We start from the raw sequence: 17704 nt of genomic DNA, 5'->3' as shown, positions 1-17704 counted from the left end.
TCAATATCAATATCAATATCAATATCAATATCAATATCAATATCAATATCAATATCAATATTAATTTAATTGGCAGGATAATTATTATGGAAAAAATCAAAGCTCCTTGTCCATACTGTAAAGGTGAAAAAAATTGTCACACAATAGGCTATAAAAAAAGAGAATGGAGTGAGGGTGATGGGGACGACTATTTTTGGGCTGAAAGTGAATACAAATTATTAGAGTGCATGGGATGCGACGGAATATTCACATATATTAAATCCCGTCATAGTGAAGATTACGACTATGAAAGAGATGAGTCAGGCTATGATTGTATAGTATATAACTATCATATATCAACATATCCTACGCAAGAGCAAGAAGAGATTAGACCCACTTGGTTTGGCGAGATATTAAGCAAAGATTATCAGCTTTATGTGATAATGAACGAAATGTATATTGCATTTCAAAATAAATCACTTATTTTAGCGGCAATTGGGCTCAGAACTATTTTTGACAGAACAGTCGAAGTTTTAAATATTCACCCAGGACATACATTAGGCCAGAAGGTTGACATTCTTAAAGAGGAAGGTTTTATTGGGGAAACAGAAAGGAGCCAACTTAAAATTGTAACCGAAGCTGGCAACTCAGCAGCACACAGGGCATGGTCACCGAACGAAGCTGAATTTAAATCACTTTTGGTAATTATAGAAAATTTTGTAATGCGAACAATACTAAAAGATGAGGGTGTATTTAAGATTGCAGAAAAATTACCTGAGAAACACCCAAAACCTCCCAAAAAGCAAGAATAATGTACGCAAGTGTAAATAGAGCCAAGATATTATACCTTGGCTCTGGTTACATCTATTTTTAATGCCTTAACTGATTCTTTAAACAAGAAACTACCTCCTGTCAGCTTTTCGCTCACAGCAGACCTTGTGGCACTCCAGGCGGTCCGCTTTGTGCCAGGAGCGGAAGTAGCTAACAACAGTTTATGTGGAGAAACTGGGAGCAGATCAATCATTACTAAAGTGATAGTACCCATGATCCTCTGCATATGAGGCCATTGATTCATGATCATTCGGGTCGATTAACTCATAATACTCCTGAGGGGTATAATGTGTTCTGTTTGTGTAGTGATCTGCTACCCCGGCAGCAGCTAATTGGGCATAACCATTTAGTTTCAACCCACAAGCTGGACATGAAAATACAGTTGGAATTACTGATCGCCTAGTTATTATCTCAGTCCCTTTGTTTTCCACTTGCTCTTTCCCATATTCATTCCCATGAACTGTAGCGGTACAAGAACATGCTGGGCATTTCACCTTGTGATGCTTTTTATGAGAAAGATCTTCGCCTTGCTGTTCAGCGATTAGCTTTATTGCCTCTTTCTCTTCCGATGATTTATCATTAAAAACTTTCTCATAAGCATTGATTTGAGTTATTACATATTTCTTAACCTGCTTATCAAGTTCAGTAATAATTTCATGAGCCGCTTTCGCTTCATCTTCACCAAACAGCTCTTCTAGGCTTCTATCTTGCGCTAGTGATAACACTCTACAACATTTATAAAATGCCCCAATCCATTGTTGAGGTTTATATTCAACAAAAGCGGCGGTGCCTGAGTGAACCTCTTCATTTCTACGTCCAGCCAAAGCCAAAGCTATCGTGATCTCCTCCTCATTGAAATCTGGAATCAAATCTTTGCAAAGTTTCAATACCTGAGACGTAGATATAGACTTAGCCTGCGAGATATTCGCGTTAAGACCTAAAGCTGCAAGGAGATTTTTTTGATCTTTATCAGGCTCAGCAAGTAAGCACGGACTAAAGTGTGAGATAGTTGACCGTGAAAGTAACTCAAGCCCCATTGCGCACCATAGCCCAAAAATCTCTGAATCTCTGTCATCATTAAATGCTCTTTGAAAATAAACCTTACTTTTTGACCACAATGAATCATTATCCCAACTCATTTTTCACCTCACGTAAGCTCTAAATATTTTTCGGATTGCATGCTTGTTCTCGACCTTACTCCTTCCATGAAGCATGTTCCAGTTATTAAGAACCAAAGCATTTGAGCCCGACCAATTAAAATTAATTAAATTCATCCCTCGGATTATTTCATGAAATATCTCTATAAATTTCCTACCTTGTTCGTTTGCGGGTGTCATTATATTCGGATCGAATCTGAATCCATTTCCTAATGGAGAAGAAAATTTTACACCTCGATAATTTACACTTTCATATGTATGAACTTTAAATATAGCATCATTAATGATTTTCTTTTCGCTTTCAGAGAAAGCGTCTACTATATCTCTCCACGACAAGATGGTTGTTGATGTTGTGCTAGCCTCGGGTGACCACATTATTAATAATCTTGCTGGTATTGCCCAAAAGGCAGTATCGGTATGTAATGGAAATTCGGCAAAACCGAAATTTTGACTGAAAGAACCTGTTTTTGCATTAACACCGTCATTTGCTATAATCACATCGTATACTTCGCCATTAGGGTGAGGAATTATTTCACCTAAACTCTTAGCCAACGATAGAAAGCTCTCTACTGAATCGCATTCTTCTACAATATTATATTTATTCATATAAAAACACATAGTGATAGACGTTAAAAAACACGATATATGTTACAAAATTCACCAGCTTGACACTCTAATTGCAATTATTCACCCTATCATAGTTATAAAATAGGTCAACATTCTATCAGAATGGTATTGCTTTCAGGGGTGTGATAAAGAGATTTAGTATTTTCTATCTTAAACATCCGACGCCAGCTCCTCACTCATAGCCGCTCTGGCCTGCTCCCAGTTGATTAGATAGCATGCCCATAGCTATGTCCGCACTTCGCTCTAAGCGGACCTTCCCACAACCCGCAACACTGCCCGTAAAACGCAATTCCCCTGATCCCTCTGCATCACACTACACTTATCCCTTAAAGCCAAACCTGACACAGGGAGTCATGTATGTCTGCGGAGAATTTATCCCAAATGGGTGCGGCAAAAGTGCAGCGTTTGGTGGATCAATATGGTCAGCAAGTCATAGAAAAATGTCCTGTTAGCCCTGTGGAATACGCTTTCTACGAGCATGCGGCGGAAGAGCTCAACAGCAGGGGAATCAAAACGCCGACGCTGTTGTCTGCCGATCCACATCCACGCCGGTTAAGGCTGGAATATATCCCTGGAAAAGTGTCTCAGGATGAGGTGTCGGGGGATGACATATTGAAATGCCTTTCTCATCTTCATCGCACTCCACCGGACCCAACCTGGGTGTATTACCCTCATTCCTGGCCCGAGAAAGCGCTTGAAAAATCATTGGCGCTTTTGAAATTACCGGACCGCGCGGCCCACCAGATGCGCTGTTTTCAGCAAGCGGGCAGCGTTTTGTTTCGGCAGAAATGTTTAATCTCAGGGGATACCAATGCCGGTAACTGGGGGATGAGAGAAAATGGAGAGTGGGTTCTCTTTGACTGGGAAAGGTTTGGCACGGGCAGTCCGGCTATCGACCTCGCCCCGCTGGTAAAGGGGATGGGCTCCAGGCAAAGCATTTTACAGCTTGCGGAGCGTTACTGCGTGCATTGTCCGCATATGCCTGCCCGACAGCTAGCGACGGAAATAACCCTTGCTAAAGCATGGATTGTGTCAGAAGTGGTGTCCCTGCTCTATGACCGGAACAAAACAGATTTTGAGCTGTACCTGAACTGGTACAGAGAAACGCTTCCCGGCTGGCTGGACGAGGCTATCTCAGTACTTTAACCCTTCGTCTGCATGGGATTTTTATATTATTAAGGCCGAAATACTGGCTTACAGACCAGCTGAATTTCGGCCCTTAAGCTCTGGCCTTAGTGCGCCGTGATATAAGGCTCTTTCACGAACTCCGCCAGCAGCCAGACCATATCATGTAGCAGACCGGTCAGCTCTTTTGCCACGTTTGCAGGCAATGTTCCGCCCATTACCGCCTGCGTTAACGCCAGCGCATAGTCCACCTGGAGCGACGTATCCTGCCAGCAGTCCGGAACGCAGGAGACAATCTTCTCTCCTGCAATCAGCTGTTCGACCAGATAAGGCGGGAGGGCAGAATCACAACGCGCGCGAAGGCGTTTAAGCACTGCCAGCAAACGCGTACACAGTGTTGCATGGGTGACCGCATCGTCGGTTTCTACCAGCACGCTTACATACGCGGTGCAGGCATCGGCCAGCTCGAAGAGATCTGCAGATTCAGGCAGTTGTAGATGAATCAGATGGTGAATAGCGCTTTCTTCAGAGAGCGCGTAAGACAGGGAAGGGACAGTTGTCATGTGATTTTCCATTTTAAAAAAACTCCAGACCATCCAATAAGTTCCTACGCTCATGGGTGGTAGCGCTGACGGAGGTAGGAATACCGCACACGACAAAAACGGCCAACCTTTCGGTTGCTCCGCCAGCGCGACCGTAGTGTAACGGGATGAGCGCTGCCGCGACAAAATAATTGTCGTATCGTGATATGCGGGTTCCTACGCCCGGTTGCGGATGTGCCGCAACGCAGGCACTTTACGGCCGGGAGGAGAGTAAGAAAAGCAGTAACCCTGAATTACACAAGGTTACTTGCAGGTTTGCGAGGCGGCTTCCAGAAAGGTCTTAGCGGGCGCAAGCACCGCCGCGCCATTATCCTTCACTCAGCATCGCCAGAAACCGTTTCACCGTCCGCGAACGTTCAAAACGCCGCCAGCACAGCGCGATATCGGTATAAAGCTCCGGTGATGTCAGCGCATGGTAGGTCACATTGGGGGGCGAAATGGCGGCCATCGACTTCGGCACCAGGGCGAACCCGCCGCCAGCGGACACCATGCTCAGGGAAGAGGAAAGTTGCGAAGACTGCAGCGTGTGCTGCACGTCAATTCCGGCCCGCTCGCAGCAGCCGTAAACGCGATCGTACAGCCCTGGTGCGACCTCCTGCGGGAACAAAACGACCGGCGTATCCCGAAGTTGCTCCAGCGCCAGCGATCCACACTTCGCCAGTGGATGGTCGCGATGCAGCGCCACAACCATTGGCTCACGGTCGAGAATTTTTAGCTCAAACGCTTTGCTGCTCTCACACGGCAGACGCACAAACGCGATATCCAGCTCACCCTCCGCCAGCATCGCCGTCAGCGAAGACATATTGGCTTCTACCTGGTGCACTCTCACCGCCATGTTCTGCAGCTGATACTGGCGAATAAGGGTGAAGATTTTGGGGTGAAAGGCGTCTGAACTGGTGATCCCAATCGACAGACTGCCGTTCAGCCCGCGGGCAATGCCCCGGGCTTTCTCCAGCGCGGCGTCGCTCAGCGCCAGGATCTTACAGGCGTCCTCATAGAAGGCTTCTCCCGCTTCAGTCAGCTCCACGCCTCGCGTCAGGCGTCTGAATAACGGCGTGCCCACTTCTTCCTCGAGCCGTTTAATCTGCTGACTCAGAGGAGGCTGTGAAATACCCAGCGCTTTGGCCGCTTTGGTGAAGTGTCGCTCACGTGCAACGGCGACAAAATACCGCAGATAACGAAGTTCCATATCAAAAACGTCTCAAACCAGCATGGATTCTATATTGGAACTCTATGCTGAATCGGGTCAACATTTATTTAACCTTTCTAAATAAAGTTGAAGAGGACGAGCATGATGGTGCATTCATCTGCATGCGACTGTGAGGCCAGTTTGTGCGAGACCCTGCGTGGTTTTTCTGCCCAGCATCCTGACAGCGTGATCTATCAGACATCGCTAATGAGCGCCCTGTTAAGCGGCGTGTACGAGGGGGATACCACTATCGCCGATCTGCTTGCGCACGGCGATTTTGGTCTGGGTACGTTCAACGAGCTGGATGGCGAAATGATTGCCTTCAGCAGCCAGGTGTATCAGCTGCGCGCCGACGGGAGTGCCCGTGCCGCGAAGCCGGAGCAAAAAACACCGTTTGCGGTGATGACCTGGTTCCAGCCGCAGTATCGCAAAACCTTCGATGCGCCGGTCAGCCGTCAGCAGATCCACGACGTGATCGACCAGCAAATCCCCTCCGATAACCTGTTCTGTGCGTTACGCATCGACGGTAATTTCCGCCACGCCCACACCCGTACCGTTCCGCGTCAAAAGCCGCCATACCGCGCCATGACCGACGTGCTGGACGACCAGCCGGTGTTCCGCTTTAACCAGCGAGAAGGGGTACTGGTCGGGTTCCGCACGCCGCAGCATATGCAGGGCATTAACGTCGCGGGATATCACGAACATTTTATCACCGACGATCGTCAGGGCGGCGGGCATCTGCTCGACTACCAGCTGGAGAGCGGCGTGCTGACCTTCGGTGAAATTCACAAACTGATGATCGACCTGCCTGCCGACAGCGCATTTTTACAGGCCAACCTTCACCCCAGCAACCTTGATGCTGCAATCCGTTCCGTCGAAAACTAACAGGAGAACCACCGTGAACAGTGATAAACAGGCACGTCAGTGGGCGCATGGCGCCGATATGGTCGTAGGCCAGCTGGAAGCGCAGGGCGTGAAGCAGGTTTTCGGTATTCCGGGTGCAAAAATCGACAAAGTGTTTGATTCCTTGCTCGATTCCTCCATCGAAATCATTCCCGTGCGCCACGAAGCGAACGCGGCGTTTATGGCCGCAGCGGTAGGGCGCCTCACCGGCAAGGCCGGGGTCGCGCTGGTCACCTCCGGACCGGGCTGCTCGAACCTGATCACCGGGATTGCCACCGCCAACAGTGAGGGCGACCCGGTGGTCGCGCTGGGCGGTGCCGTGAAGCGGGCAGATAAAGCGAAGCTGGTGCATCAGAGCATGGACACAGTCGCCATGTTCAGCCCGGTGACGAAGTACGCCGTGGAGGTGAGTTCACCGGATGCGATTGCGGAAGTGGTCTCGAACGCGTTTCGCGCTGCCGAGCACGGCAGGCCTGGAGGCGCGTTCGTCAGCCTGCCGCAGGATATTGTCGACCAGCCCGCCACGGGCGCGATTTTGCCGGGCAGCAGTACTGCCAAAATGGGGCCAGCACCGGAATCCGCCATTAACGATGTGGCGAAGCTTATCGAAAAAGCCAGGAATCCGGTCATTTTACTGGGCCTGATGGCCAGCCAGCCTGCCAACAGCGCCGCGCTGCGTAAGCTGCTGGAGAAAAGCCGCATCCCGGTCACCAGTACCTATCAGGCGGCCGGGGCGGTGAATCAGGAACATTTCACCCGCTTTGCCGGACGTGTCGGCCTCTTTAACAACCAGGCAGGCGACAGATTGCTGCATCTGGCGGATCTGATTATCTGCATCGGTTACAGCCCGGTGGAATACGAACCGTCCATGTGGAACAGCGGCGACGCCACGCTGGTGCATATCGATGTGCTGCCCGCCTATGAAGAACGCAATTATGTGCCTGACCTCGAGCTGGTGGGGGACATCGCCGAAACGCTGAACCTGCTCGCCAGCCGGATCGCCCACAAGCTGGAACTCAGCGCGCGCGCGTCAGAAATCCTGGTCGATCGTCAGCATCAACGGGATCTGCTCGATCGCCGTGGCGCCTCGCTCAATCAGTTTGCCCTGCATCCGCTGCGCATCGTGCGGGCCATGCAGGACATCGTCAATAACGACGTTACGCTCACCGTTGATATGGGGAGCTTCCACATCTGGATCGCCCGCTATCTCTATAGCTTCCGCGCACGTCAGGTCATGATCTCTAACGGTCAGCAGACCATGGGCGTTGCACTGCCGTGGGCGATTGGTGCGTGGCTGGTCAATCCTGGACGCAAGGTGGTCTCGGTGTCCGGTGACGGCGGCTTCCTGCAGTCGAGCATGGAGCTGGAAACCGCCGTGCGTCTCAATGCCAATGTGCTGCACATCATCTGGGTGGACAACGCCTACAACATGGTGGCGATCCAGGAAGAGAAAAAATACCAGCGCCTTTCCGGCGTAGAGTTCGGCCCGGTCGATTTCAAAGTCTATGCCGATGCCTTTGGGGCGAAAGGCTTTGCCGTCGAGAGCGCGGATGCGCTGGAGCCTACGCTGCGTGCTGCAATGGATGTCGATGGCCCGGCCGTGGTCGCCATTCCCGTCGACTATAGCGATAACCCGCTGCTGATGGGCCAGCTCCATCTCAGCCAGATTTTGTGAATCAATATAAGGACAGAGAAATGCAAAAAGTTGCTCTCGTAACAGGCTCAGGCCAGGGGATTGGTAAAGCGATTGCGCTTCGCCTGGTGAAAGACGGTTTTGCCGTCGCCATCGCGGATTACAACGAAGAGACGGCAAAAGCCGTTGCCGATGAGATCACTCGTAATGGGGGGAAGGCCGTCGCCGTGAAGGTGGATGTCTCCAGCCGCGAGCAGGTGTTTGCAGCGGTGGAAAAAGCCCGCACTGCGCTGGGCGGTTTCAACGTGATCGTCAACAATGCCGGGATCGCGCCTTCCACGCCAATTGAGTCGATCACCCCGGAAATTGTCGACAAAGTTTACAACATCAACGTCAAAGGGGTTATCTGGGGTATCCAGGCTGCCATTGACGCCTTCCGTAAAGAAGGGCACGGCGGCAAGATCATCAACGCCTGTTCCCAGGCAGGCCATACCGGGAACCCTGAACTGGCGGTCTACAGTTCCAGTAAGTTTGCGGTACGCGGGTTAACCCAGACGGCGGCACGTGATCTTGCGCCATTAGGGATCACCGTTAACGCTTACTGCCCGGGCATCGTCAAAACGCCGATGTGGGCGGAAATTGACCGCCAGGTCTCCGAAGCAGCGGGTAAACCGCTCGGCTACGGTACTGAAACGTTTGCCAAACGCATTACGCTTGGCAGATTGTCCGAACCCGAAGATGTGGCCGCCTGCGTCTCTTATCTCGCCGGGCCAGATTCCGACTACATGACCGGTCAGTCCTTGTTGATTGACGGTGGTATGGTGTTCAACTAAATACTAATAAGCTCTGACATGAGTTTTCCCCTGCCCCCGTGCAGGGGCTTTTTTTTGTCTCCTCAGCCATTGTGGATTACACTGCGCGCTGCAAAACTTTAGTCTTAGAGATCTGACAGGCGGTAACAGCGATGAACGGTACAATCACAACGTGGTTTAAAGATAAAGGCTTTGGATTTATCAAAGATGAAAACGGTGACAACCGCTATTTTCATGTGATTAAGGTCGCCAACCCTGATCTGATTAAGAAAGACGCAGCGGTGACCTTCGAGCCCACAACCAACAACAAAGGCCTTTCCGCCTATGCGGTGAAGGTGATCCCGGAAAGCAAACACCTCTATATCGCAGGCGAGCGCGTGAAGCTCACCTCGATCAAATCGTTTGTGGTGTTCAGCGAAGAAGAGCCAGCAGATACCGGCATCGATAAAGAGAACGCGGTACTGTCCGTGGGGCTGCTGATGAACAACATCAAACCCAAGTCTGATAAAAAACCGGGTGAAATGCGCACGGTGAAGAAGCTGGCTATCACCACCTTCCAGAATACGACGATGATCTTCACGGAAGATGAGATCGACATCGACGCTACGGTGAAGCTGCTGAAATAATGCTTTGCCGGGTAGGACGACGGCTTACCCGGCGTACCGCTGTCATCCTGGCGTGCAAACGCCACTCCCCCCGTTTTCCCGAGCAGGCGATACGCCGCGTCTCTTTTCGTCCGCTTTTTAACCTGCTATAACAAAACCCTTATCCTTCCGGGAGTCAACGCCGTGCCCGAGCTTAATCAACATGGTCAAACTGTTAACGATATCGTCCCCGACTGGAAATGCGCCCGTGCGTTAACCCGCACTCCGCTCGTCGGTCAGTATTGTCGTCTGGAGCCGCTGGATGCCGAACGCCACGCCGCGGATTTATATGAGGCCTATGCGCTGGGGGACGACAGCGACTGGACGTGGCTTGTCAGCACCCAGCCCGTGAGCGTTGAAGACACCGCAGAATGGGTCCTTGGCAAAGTACTGGATGATGAGCTGGTGCCGTACGCCGTCATCGATTTACGTACCGGGCAAGCGGTGGGGCTGGTGAGCTATATGGCAATAGAGCGCATGCAAGGGTCGGTGGAGATCGGCCACGTCACCTGGTCACGCAAGATGAAAGGCTCCCGCCTCGGCACGGAAACCGTATGGCTGCTGCTCAGGAATGCATTCGAGCATGGCTATCGTCGGCTGGAGTGGAAGTGCGATTCAATGAACACTGCCTCGCGTAATGCGGCGGAAAGGCTGGGGTTTGTCTGGGAAGGCCGGCTGCGTCAGAAGCTGGTGCGCAAAGGGCGCAACCGCGACAGCGACATGCTGTCAATCATTGATGGCGAATGGCCACAGCGGGATGCCGAACTCCGCGCCTGGCTGGCTGAAGCGAATTTTGACGGGGAAGGGCGGCAGCGTAAAAAGCTGGAGGCGTTTCGTCTGTAAAATATGCCCCTCTCCCGTTGGGAGAGGGGCTGCTTAGCAAACTGCGTTACAGGCGAACCGGTGCACCGTTGGCGACATAATATGCCGCGGTACTCTTCGCCAGCGGCTCGCGCTCGCGAATGGCATCGGCAATTTTCTCGCCAATCATGATGGTGGTGGCGTTCAGGTTGCCGGTGATGATCTGCGGCATAATGGACGCATCCACCACGCGCAATCCTTCCAGCCCATGAACGCGACCTTCGCCGTCGACCACGGCCATTTCGTCATACCCCATCTTACAAGTGCCGCACGGGTGGAAGGCAGTCTCAGCGTGGTTACGCACAAACTCGTCCAGCTGTTCGTCGGTCTGGCACTCAATGCCCGGACTGATTTCCCGTCCACGGTATTTATCCAGCGCCGGCTGGTGCATGATCTCACGGGTGATGCGGATAGCATCGCGAAACTCCTGCCAGTCCTGTTCGTGGGACATATAGTTGAACAGGATCGCCGGATGCTGATGCGGATCGCGTGATTTAATCCGTACATGCCCGCGGCTTGGTGAGCGCATGGAGCCAACGTGACACTGGAAACCGTGCTCTTTGACCGCGTTCGACCCGTTGTAGTTAATGGCGACCGGCAGGAAGTGGTACTGAATATTCGGCCATTCAAACTCTTCGCGGCTGCGGATAAACCCGCCCGCTTCAAAGTGGTTGCTCGCTCCCACGCCGGTGCCGCCAAACAGCCACTCCGCGCCAATCTTCGGCTGGTTCCACCACTGCAGGGCAGGATAGAGAGAGACCGGCTCTTTGCACTCGTACTGCAGGTACATCTCTAAGTGATCCTGCAGGTTTTCACCCACACCCGGGAGGTCATGTACCAGCGGGATGTCAAACTGCTTCAGCAGTTCCGCGTTACCCACGCCGGAGCGCTGCAGGATCTGCGGAGAGGCAATCGCCCCGGCGCACAGCAGCACCTCTTTGCTGGCCGTCGCTTTTGACGGAATCGTGCTCTCGCCTTCCAGCCACTCGACGCCTGTCGCACGTTTGCCGTCAAAAATAATGTGATCGGTCATGGCATGGGTGCGAATGGTCAGGTTCGGGCGTGATTTCGCCTGATCCAGATAGCCGCGTGCGGTACTGGCGCGACGGCCCTGCGGCGTCACTGTTCTGTCCATCGGACCGAAGCCTTCCTGCTGATAGCCGTTAAGGTCGTCAGTACGCGGGTAGCCCGCCTGCACACCGGCTTCTACCATCGCTTCAAACAGCGGGTTTACGCCGGGTTTAGAGGTGGTCACGCTCACCGGGCCGTCGCCGCCGTGGTAGTCGTTTGGCCCCACGTCACGGGTCTCTGCCTTACGGTAGTAGGGCAGGCAGTTGAGATAGCTCCAGTGTTCCAGACCCGGCTCAGTTGCCCAGTTATCCAGATCCATCGCGTTACCGCGGATGTAGCACATGCCGTTGATCAGGGATGAGCCGCCCAGCCCTTTGCCGCGACCGCACTCCATACGGCGGTTGTTCATGTGCGGCTCGGGCTCGGTTTCATACGCCCAATTGTAACGCTTGCCCTGCAAGGGAAACGCCAGCGCGGCAGGCATCTGGGTGCGGAAGTCAAAACGGTAATCCGGGCCGCCCGCTTCAAGCAGCAGAACGGTGGTATTGGGATCTTCCGTCAGTCGTGTTGCCAGTACGTTGCCGGCAGAGCCGGCACCAATAATGATGTAGTCAAATTGCAAAAAAAACCTCCCGGTTAAAATATGGACTGGAATTTACCCATCTCAACCTGGATGGACTTCACCTGGGTATAACTCTGGAGCGTCATTACGCCGTTCTCGCGGCCAATGCCGGAGTGTTTGTAGCCACCAACCGGCATCTCTGCCGCGGATTCACCCCAGGTGTTGATCCAGCAGATACCCGCTTCAAGCTGGTGGATCGCGCTGTGTGCGCGGTTCAGGTCGGCAGTCACGATGCCTGCCGCCAGACCGTAATCGGTGTCGTTGGCGCGACGAATCACCTCTTCGTCGGTTTCGTACGTGAGGATGGACATCACCGGCCCGAAGATCTCTTCGCGCACGATGGTCATCTCATCGGTGCAGTCGGTGAACGCGGTGGGAGCCACCCACGCGCCGTTGTCAAAGCCTTCGCCTTTCAGCACGTCGCCACCGCACAGTACACGCGCGCCTTCCTCTTTGCCTTTGGCGATATAGCGCAGCACGTTTTCGCGGTGCGGGAAGCTCACCAGTGGGCCAAAGTTGGTGCGTTCGTCGAACAGATCGCCCGCGCGAATACGTGCCACGCGGTCAACAATTTTCTGCTCAAACGCTGCTTTGAATTTCGCCGGCACGAACACGCGGGTGCCGTTGGTGCATACCTGGCCGGAACTGAAGAAGTTGGCCATCATGGCGATGTCCGCCGCGAGATCCAGGTCGGCATCGTCGAAAATAACCAGCGGGGATTTCCCGCCCAACTCCATCGTCACCTCTTTCAGGGACGAGGCCGCCGAATTGGCCATCACTTTTTTGCCGCTGGCAACGCCGCCGGTGAAGGAGACTTTGGCGATGCCCGGGTGCTCGGTCAGGAACTGACCGGTTTCTGCGCCCACGCCCGGCAGAACGTTAAACACGCCGTCCGGCAGACCCGCTTCGGTGTAGATTTCGGCAAGCTTCAGGGCGGTGAGGGGCGTCACTTCGCTCGGTTTGAAGATCATCGCGTTACCTGCGGCCAGCGCTGGCGCGGATTTCCACAGGGCGATCTGGATCGGGTAGTTCCACGCGCCAATGCCCGCGACCACGCCCAGCGGTTCACGACGGGTATAGACAAATGAGGTATCGCGCAGGGGGATCTGGCTGCCTTCCAGCGCCGGGATCAGCCCTGCGTAGTACTCCAGCACGTCCGCGCCGGTGACGATATCAACGGTGCTGGTTTCTGAGTACGCTTTGCCGGTGTCGAGGGTTTCCAGCTTCGCCAGCTCGTCGTTACGCTCACGAAGAATGTCTACCGCACGGCGCAGAATGCGCGAGCGCTCCATGGCGCTCATTGCCGCCCAGATTTTCTGCCCGCGCTGCGCGCTTTCTACGGCGCGATCGACATCCTCGCGCCCGGCGGCCTGAACGATCGCCAGGACTTCACCGTTGGCCGGGTTGATGGTCTCGAAGGTGCGACCGCTGGTGGCCGATGTATAACCACCATTGATATAAAGCTGCTGTTCTGCCATTCGGGACATAAATTCTCCTCGGTTAATCGGTCGGTAAATGCTGGCTAATAAAGTGGCTGGTGAGCGACTGGGCCAGGGTTTTATCCAGCGGTTTGCCACTCAGCGCGGCGCGCAGCCACAGCCCGTCAATCAGCGCCGCGAGCCCGTAACCCGCCTCCTGCGCCTGTTCGCGCGGCAGCTCGCGGCGGAACTCATACACCAGGTTCGACAGCAGACGGCGGCTGCTCACCTGCTGCAGACGGTAGAGCATTGGCTGATGCATGCTGCTTGCCCAGAAGGCCAGCCAGGCTTTCATTGCCGCGCCGCTGATCTGGGTTTCATCAAAATTGCCGCCGACAATCGCCTGCAGACGCTGCTCTGCGCTGCCGTGCGGTAAGGCATGCAAACGGTTCAATACCGCGTCGCGCAGCTGGCCGGTGATGTCGCGCATGGTCGCTTCCAGCAGGCCATTTTTGTCCTTGAAATAGTGACTGATGATCCCCGTGGAAACGCCCGCCCGACGGGCGATCTGCGCGATGGTCGCGTCATGCATTCCCACTTCATTTATTGCTTCCAGCGTGGCGTCGATCAGTTGCCTGCGCCGGATTGGCTGCATCCCCACTTTGGGCATTTTTGCCACTCCATTCATCAGCGTTGGTTAACCATTAAAGCGGTTTTTGATTGGACGTTCAATATAAAATGTGTCTTAATTGTTGCGGTTTTGGATTTCAATAGTTACAAAAACAGTGGGGATACTGGATGACAGATCTTTCGCAAGACAGAGAAAAGGACAAAATCAATCCGGTTGTTTTTTATACATCCGCAGGACTGATTTTGTTGTTTTCCCTGATGACGATCTTCTTTAGCGATTTTTCTGCCGAGTGGATTGGGCGCACCCTGAACTGGGTGTCGAAGACCTTCGGCTGGTACTACTTGCTGGCGGCGACGCTCTATATCGTCTTCGTCGTCTGCATCGCCTGCTCGCGCTTTGGCTCGGTAAAGCTCGGGCCGGAACAGTCAAAACCCGAGTTCAGCCTGCTGAGCTGGGCCGCGATGCTGTTTGCCGCGGGCATTGGTATTGACCTGATGTTCTTCTCCGTGGCGGAACCGGTCACGCAATATATGCAGCCACCGGAAGGGGCGGGGCAGACGATGGAGGCCGCGCGACAGGCGATGGTCTGGACATTGTTCCACTACGGCTTAACTGGCTGGTCGATGTATGCCCTGATGGGTATGGCGCTCGGATACTTTAGCTATCGTTATAATTTACCCCTCACGATCCGCTCCGCGCTCTATCCGATTTTCGGTAAAAAAATTAACGGACCGATTGGACACACCGTGGATATTGCGGCGGTGATTGGCACCATCTTTGGGATCGCCACCACGCTCGGTATCGGCGTGGTGCAACTCAACTACGGTCTGAGCGTGCTGTTTGATATCCCGGATTCCATGGCGGCCAAAGCGGCGCTGATCGCGCTGTCGGTGATTATCGCCACCATTTCGGTTACCTCCGGCGTGGACAAGGGCATTCGCGTGCTTTCTGAGCTGAACGTCGCGCTGGCGCTGGGGCTGATCCTGTTCGTGCTGTTTATGGGCGATACGTCATTCCTGCTCAATGCGTTAGTGCTGAACGTGGGTGATTACGTGAACCGCTTTATGGGTATGACGTTGAACAGCTTCGCCTTTGACCGCCCGGTCGAGTGGATGAACAACTGGACGTTGTTCTTCTGGGCGTGGTGGGTCGCGTGGTCGCCGTTTGTTGGCCTGTTCCTGGCGCGTATTTCGCGTGGACGCACCATTCGTCAGTTTGTGATGGGCACGCTGATTATCCCGTTCACCTTTACGCTGCTGTGGCTGTCGGTGTTCGGCAATAGCGCGCTGCACGAGATCATTCACGGCAATGCGACGTTTGCGCAGGAAGCGATGGTGCATCCGGAGCGGGGGTTCTACAGCCTGCTGGCGCAGTATCCGGCGTTTACCTTTAGCGCCTCTGTTGCAACCATTACCGGCCTGCTGTTTTACGTCACCTCGGCGGATTCGGGCGCGCTGGTGCTGGGGAACTTCACCTCGAAGCTCAAGGACATCAACAGCGATGCCCCCAACTGGCTGCGCATCTTCTGGTCTGTCGCCATTGGCCTGCTGACCCTGGGCATGCTGATGACCAACGGTATTTCTGCCCTGCAGAACACCACGGTGATCATGGGTCTGCCGTTCAGTTTCGTTATCTTCTTCGTGATGGCCGGGCTGTATAAATCTCTCAAGGTGGAAGATTACCGCCGCGTCAGCGCCAGCCGCGACACCGCGCCACGCCCGATGGGTGCGCAGGACAGACTGAGCTGGAAAAAGCGGTTGTCACGCCTGATGAACTATCCGGGCACGCGCTACACCAAACAGATGATGGAAACGGTCTGCTTCCCGGCGATGGAAGAGGTGGCGCAGGAGCTGAAGCTGCGTGGTGCGTATGTTGAACTGAAAAACCTGCCGCCGGACGACGGTGAGACTCTGGGACACCTGGACCTGTTGGTGCATATGGGCGACGAACAAAACTTTGTCTACCAGATTTGGCCACAGCAGTATTCGGTGCCCGGGTTTACCTATCGCGCACGCAGCGGGAAATCAACGTATTACCGTCTTGAGACGTTCCTGCTGGAAGGGAGCCAGGGGAATGACCTGATGGATTACAGTAAGGAACAGGTAATTACGGACATACTGGATCAGTATGAGCGGCACCTGAACTTTATTCACCTCCATCGCGAGGCACCGGGGAATAGTGTGATGTTCCCGGATGTTTGAGCACTGAATTGAAGTAAAACCGCGGGGCCAGTTCTGGCCCCGTTCTACGACTGCTTATCCTTTACGACTCAGTAGCACTGCTATTTGCCCATTCTTTTTTTATATTTATCTGCCTTATCTGTTTTTATCAGTCTTTCCTTAAGCACAAATGCATTAATTCAAAAAGCGATTTACGATAATACTGCTGGTTTTTATAAGGAGATAAAAATGACGAACCCAGCTTACGTGTGGCTTAAAGGCGATGGCGGTGTTGATATTAACGGTTCTCCTGCGGAGCAATAACGGTGACCCGATGAGGACTTTCACCGGTTTTTTCCTGTTTTGCGTACAAATAGTATTTTGGTTTTTCGTTTGCGGCCTGGTATGGGCAGCCTTTTTTCCACTGGACAACATTCAACGTCTGGCAAACGTGTTTAGTATTTACGGCATAGAGGGTGCGCATGATTTTGCTTCGATTCTTGCTCTGTCCGTCTCGGCCATTGGTGCCACTGGGATAACAGTCATTTGCATGAGGTTTTTATTCAGTAAGACGTAACACCCAGCCTTATCTGCGCTGCACCCGCGGCAAGGATTGAAAAGACTGCAGTCTGGCGTATTGTTCAACGCCGTGATGATGACTTGTGCGAAGCGGCGGGAAAAGGCGGAAGCAGTGTGATCTGCGTGTTGCCGTCACGCAGCCAAAACAGCGTGAAGGCATCATCTTGCGAAAACCCCGCCAGCGGGCGGGTCAGCGCCAGCGTCAGGGTATTCTCGTCGAGCGCCGTGACGCGGGCACAATCAAAGCCCATCATCGCGTTAACCTGTGAAAACAGCGCCTTAAAGAGGCTCTCTTTGGCGCTAAACGTCAGCGTCAGCGCCTGCGCAAATGGCAGACTGGTATGGCGCAGCAGCGTGTCCTCTGCGGGGCCAATAATCCCGTCTTTGATCTCCACCGCTTCGTCTTCAGCGAGGATAATTTCCCCGTCGATACCCGTTAGCCCGTGCGGCGTTACAACGGCCAGCGCACGACTGGCCGTATGGCTGATGCTGCCCGTCATGCCGACAGGCCACAGCGGCTCGCCGCTGCTGCCGATAGCCGGTATGGCCGTTAAGCCATATTCCTGCAGGGCGTGGGCGGCGGCGAGGCGTCCGGCCAGGTGTTCAGCTTTACGTTTGGGGGCTGCGTGAGCAAGCGCGTTGTGGTGAGGAAGCCAGAGGAGGTCGGCGTCGGTAAAGGTGGTGGGATCGAAGGTAATTTGGTGGACCGTGGTTCCGGCAAGACGAAATGTGGAGTGGGTGGTGCGCATGTTTTCTCGTCCTGACGTTGAGGAATAGTGCGGCCTGATGCCTTCACCCCGATCCTCTCCTGCCGGGAGAGGGAGACATTTAGCCCCTCTCCCGGCAGGAGAGGGGAGACAC

General features: G+C 53.5%; 16 protein-coding genes. 8 read left to right on the top strand and 8 right to left on the bottom strand.

Going from position 1 to position 17704, the window contains the following annotated elements:
* Positions 1-791, top strand: a 791-nt coding sequence (locus AAIR21_RS20480; protein WP_434682112.1) for a DUF4145 domain-containing protein, incomplete at its 5' end; no start/stop codon positions are given.
* A gap of 204 nt (positions 792-995) precedes the next feature.
* Here AAIR21_RS20480 and AAIR21_RS20475 read toward each other — a convergent pair.
* Complete coding sequence (locus AAIR21_RS20475; protein WP_183516549.1) at positions 996-1949, bottom strand: hypothetical protein; 954 nt, start codon at positions 1947-1949, stop codon at positions 996-998.
* A gap of 3 nt (positions 1950-1952) precedes the next feature.
* Entirely contained in the window at positions 1953-2573 is a 621-nt protein-coding gene (locus AAIR21_RS20470) for a TauD/TfdA family dioxygenase (protein WP_183516548.1), read from the bottom strand.
* Between the two features lie 378 nt (positions 2574-2951).
* Between AAIR21_RS20470 and AAIR21_RS20465 the strand changes: the two genes are divergently transcribed.
* Positions 2952-3740 (top strand): phosphotransferase family protein, encoded by a 789-nt coding sequence (locus AAIR21_RS20465; protein ID WP_183516547.1) that lies wholly within the window; start codon positions 2952-2954, stop codon positions 3738-3740.
* An 86-nt stretch (positions 3741-3826) separates the two neighbouring features.
* Here AAIR21_RS20465 and AAIR21_RS20460 read toward each other — a convergent pair whose 3' ends face one another.
* Together AAIR21_RS20460 and AAIR21_RS20455 are read right to left on the bottom strand one after the other, a co-directional pair.
* Complete coding sequence (locus tag AAIR21_RS20460) at positions 3827-4282, bottom strand: hypothetical protein (protein ID WP_025204709.1); 456 nt, start codon at positions 4280-4282, stop codon at positions 3827-3829.
* 346 nt (positions 4283-4628) lie between these two features.
* Positions 4629-5510, bottom strand: coding sequence for a LysR family transcriptional regulator (locus tag AAIR21_RS20455; protein WP_014169049.1), 882 nt, complete (start codon positions 5508-5510; stop codon positions 4629-4631).
* Between the two features lie 105 nt (positions 5511-5615).
* Between AAIR21_RS20455 and budA the strand changes: the two genes are divergently transcribed.
* The 5 genes from budA (at position 5616) to AAIR21_RS20430 (ending at position 10345) form a co-directional block, all read left to right on the top strand.
* The gene (budA, locus tag AAIR21_RS20450; protein WP_025204708.1) at positions 5616-6395 is read left to right on the top strand and encodes an acetolactate decarboxylase; all 780 of its coding nucleotides are present in this window, start codon (positions 5616-5618) and stop codon (positions 6393-6395) included.
* A 13-nt stretch (positions 6396-6408) separates the two neighbouring features.
* Positions 6409-8088: an acetolactate synthase AlsS gene (gene alsS / locus AAIR21_RS20445; protein WP_041162477.1), complete on the top strand. Its 1680-nt coding sequence runs from the start codon at positions 6409-6411 to the stop codon at positions 8086-8088.
* Positions 8089-8108: 20 nt separating this feature from the next.
* A complete protein-coding gene (locus tag AAIR21_RS20440) occupies positions 8109-8879 on the top strand; it encodes a (S)-acetoin forming diacetyl reductase (RefSeq protein WP_020885040.1) in 771 nt (256 codons plus the stop codon).
* Positions 8880-9010: 131 nt separating this feature from the next.
* A complete protein-coding gene (locus AAIR21_RS20435; protein ID WP_014169053.1) occupies positions 9011-9484 on the top strand; it encodes a cold-shock protein in 474 nt (157 codons plus the stop codon).
* A gap of 162 nt (positions 9485-9646) precedes the next feature.
* A complete protein-coding gene (locus AAIR21_RS20430) occupies positions 9647-10345 on the top strand; it encodes a GNAT family N-acetyltransferase (protein WP_014169054.1) in 699 nt (232 codons plus the stop codon).
* Positions 10346-10391: 46 nt separating this feature from the next.
* On the opposite strand, the gene betA is transcribed toward AAIR21_RS20430, so the two are convergent.
* From betA to betI, 3 genes are read right to left on the bottom strand one after another with little or no spacing between them, the layout of a single operon-like run.
* Positions 10392-12056 carry a choline dehydrogenase gene (gene betA / locus AAIR21_RS20425; protein ID WP_183516546.1) on the bottom strand — a complete coding sequence of 555 codons (1665 nt, stop codon included), beginning with the start codon at positions 12054-12056 and terminating at the stop codon, positions 10392-10394.
* A 14-nt stretch (positions 12057-12070) separates the two neighbouring features.
* Complete coding sequence (gene betB / locus AAIR21_RS20420; RefSeq protein WP_183516545.1) at positions 12071-13543, bottom strand: betaine-aldehyde dehydrogenase; 1473 nt, start codon at positions 13541-13543, stop codon at positions 12071-12073.
* Positions 13544-13556: 13 nt separating this feature from the next.
* Positions 13557-14144 (bottom strand): transcriptional regulator BetI, encoded by a 588-nt coding sequence (gene betI / locus AAIR21_RS20415; RefSeq protein ID WP_020885037.1) that lies wholly within the window; start codon positions 14142-14144, stop codon positions 13557-13559.
* A gap of 128 nt (positions 14145-14272) precedes the next feature.
* Between betI and betT the strand changes: the two genes are divergently transcribed.
* The gene (gene betT, locus AAIR21_RS20410; protein WP_014169058.1) at positions 14273-16306 is read left to right on the top strand and encodes a choline BCCT transporter BetT; all 2034 of its coding nucleotides are present in this window, start codon (positions 14273-14275) and stop codon (positions 16304-16306) included.
* A 599-nt stretch (positions 16307-16905) separates the two neighbouring features.
* Here betT and entD read toward each other — a convergent pair.
* Positions 16906-17592, bottom strand: coding sequence for an enterobactin synthase subunit EntD (gene entD, locus AAIR21_RS20405; RefSeq protein WP_183516544.1), 687 nt, complete (start codon positions 17590-17592; stop codon positions 16906-16908).
* Positions 17593-17704: the final 112 nt, after the last annotated feature.

The organism is Enterobacter sp. PTB, assembly GCF_051130085.1.
Classification (GTDB): domain Bacteria; phylum Pseudomonadota; class Gammaproteobacteria; order Enterobacterales; family Enterobacteriaceae; genus Enterobacter; species Enterobacter ludwigii.
This window is presented reverse-complemented; position numbering and strand designations above follow the sequence as displayed.

Coding starts and splice junctions, on each gene's coding strand:
- AAIR21_RS20455 (WP_014169049.1), bottom strand. CDS start 5,510: ATGGAACTTCGTTATCTGCGGTATTTTGTCGCCGTTGCACGTGAGCGA.
- entD (WP_183516544.1), bottom strand. CDS start 17,592: ATGCGCACCACCCACTCCACATTTCGTCTTGCCGGAACCACGGTCCAC.
- AAIR21_RS20435 (WP_014169053.1), top strand. CDS start 9,011: ATGAACGGTACAATCACAACGTGGTTTAAAGATAAAGGCTTTGGATTT.
- budA (WP_025204708.1), top strand. CDS start 5,616: ATGGTGCATTCATCTGCATGCGACTGTGAGGCCAGTTTGTGCGAGACC.
- betI (WP_020885037.1), bottom strand. CDS start 14,144: ATGCCCAAAGTGGGGATGCAGCCAATCCGGCGCAGGCAACTGATCGAC.
- AAIR21_RS20460 (WP_025204709.1), bottom strand. CDS start 4,282: ATGACAACTGTCCCTTCCCTGTCTTACGCGCTCTCTGAAGAAAGCGCT.
- AAIR21_RS20440 (WP_020885040.1), top strand. CDS start 8,109: ATGCAAAAAGTTGCTCTCGTAACAGGCTCAGGCCAGGGGATTGGTAAA.
- betT (WP_014169058.1), top strand. CDS start 14,273: ATGACAGATCTTTCGCAAGACAGAGAAAAGGACAAAATCAATCCGGTT.
- betB (WP_183516545.1), bottom strand. CDS start 13,543: ATGTCCCGAATGGCAGAACAGCAGCTTTATATCAATGGTGGTTATACA.
- AAIR21_RS20470 (WP_183516548.1), bottom strand. CDS start 2,573: ATGAATAAATATAATATTGTAGAAGAATGCGATTCAGTAGAGAGCTTT.
- AAIR21_RS20475 (WP_183516549.1), bottom strand. CDS start 1,949: ATGAGTTGGGATAATGATTCATTGTGGTCAAAAAGTAAGGTTTATTTT.
- AAIR21_RS20465 (WP_183516547.1), top strand. CDS start 2,952: ATGTCTGCGGAGAATTTATCCCAAATGGGTGCGGCAAAAGTGCAGCGT.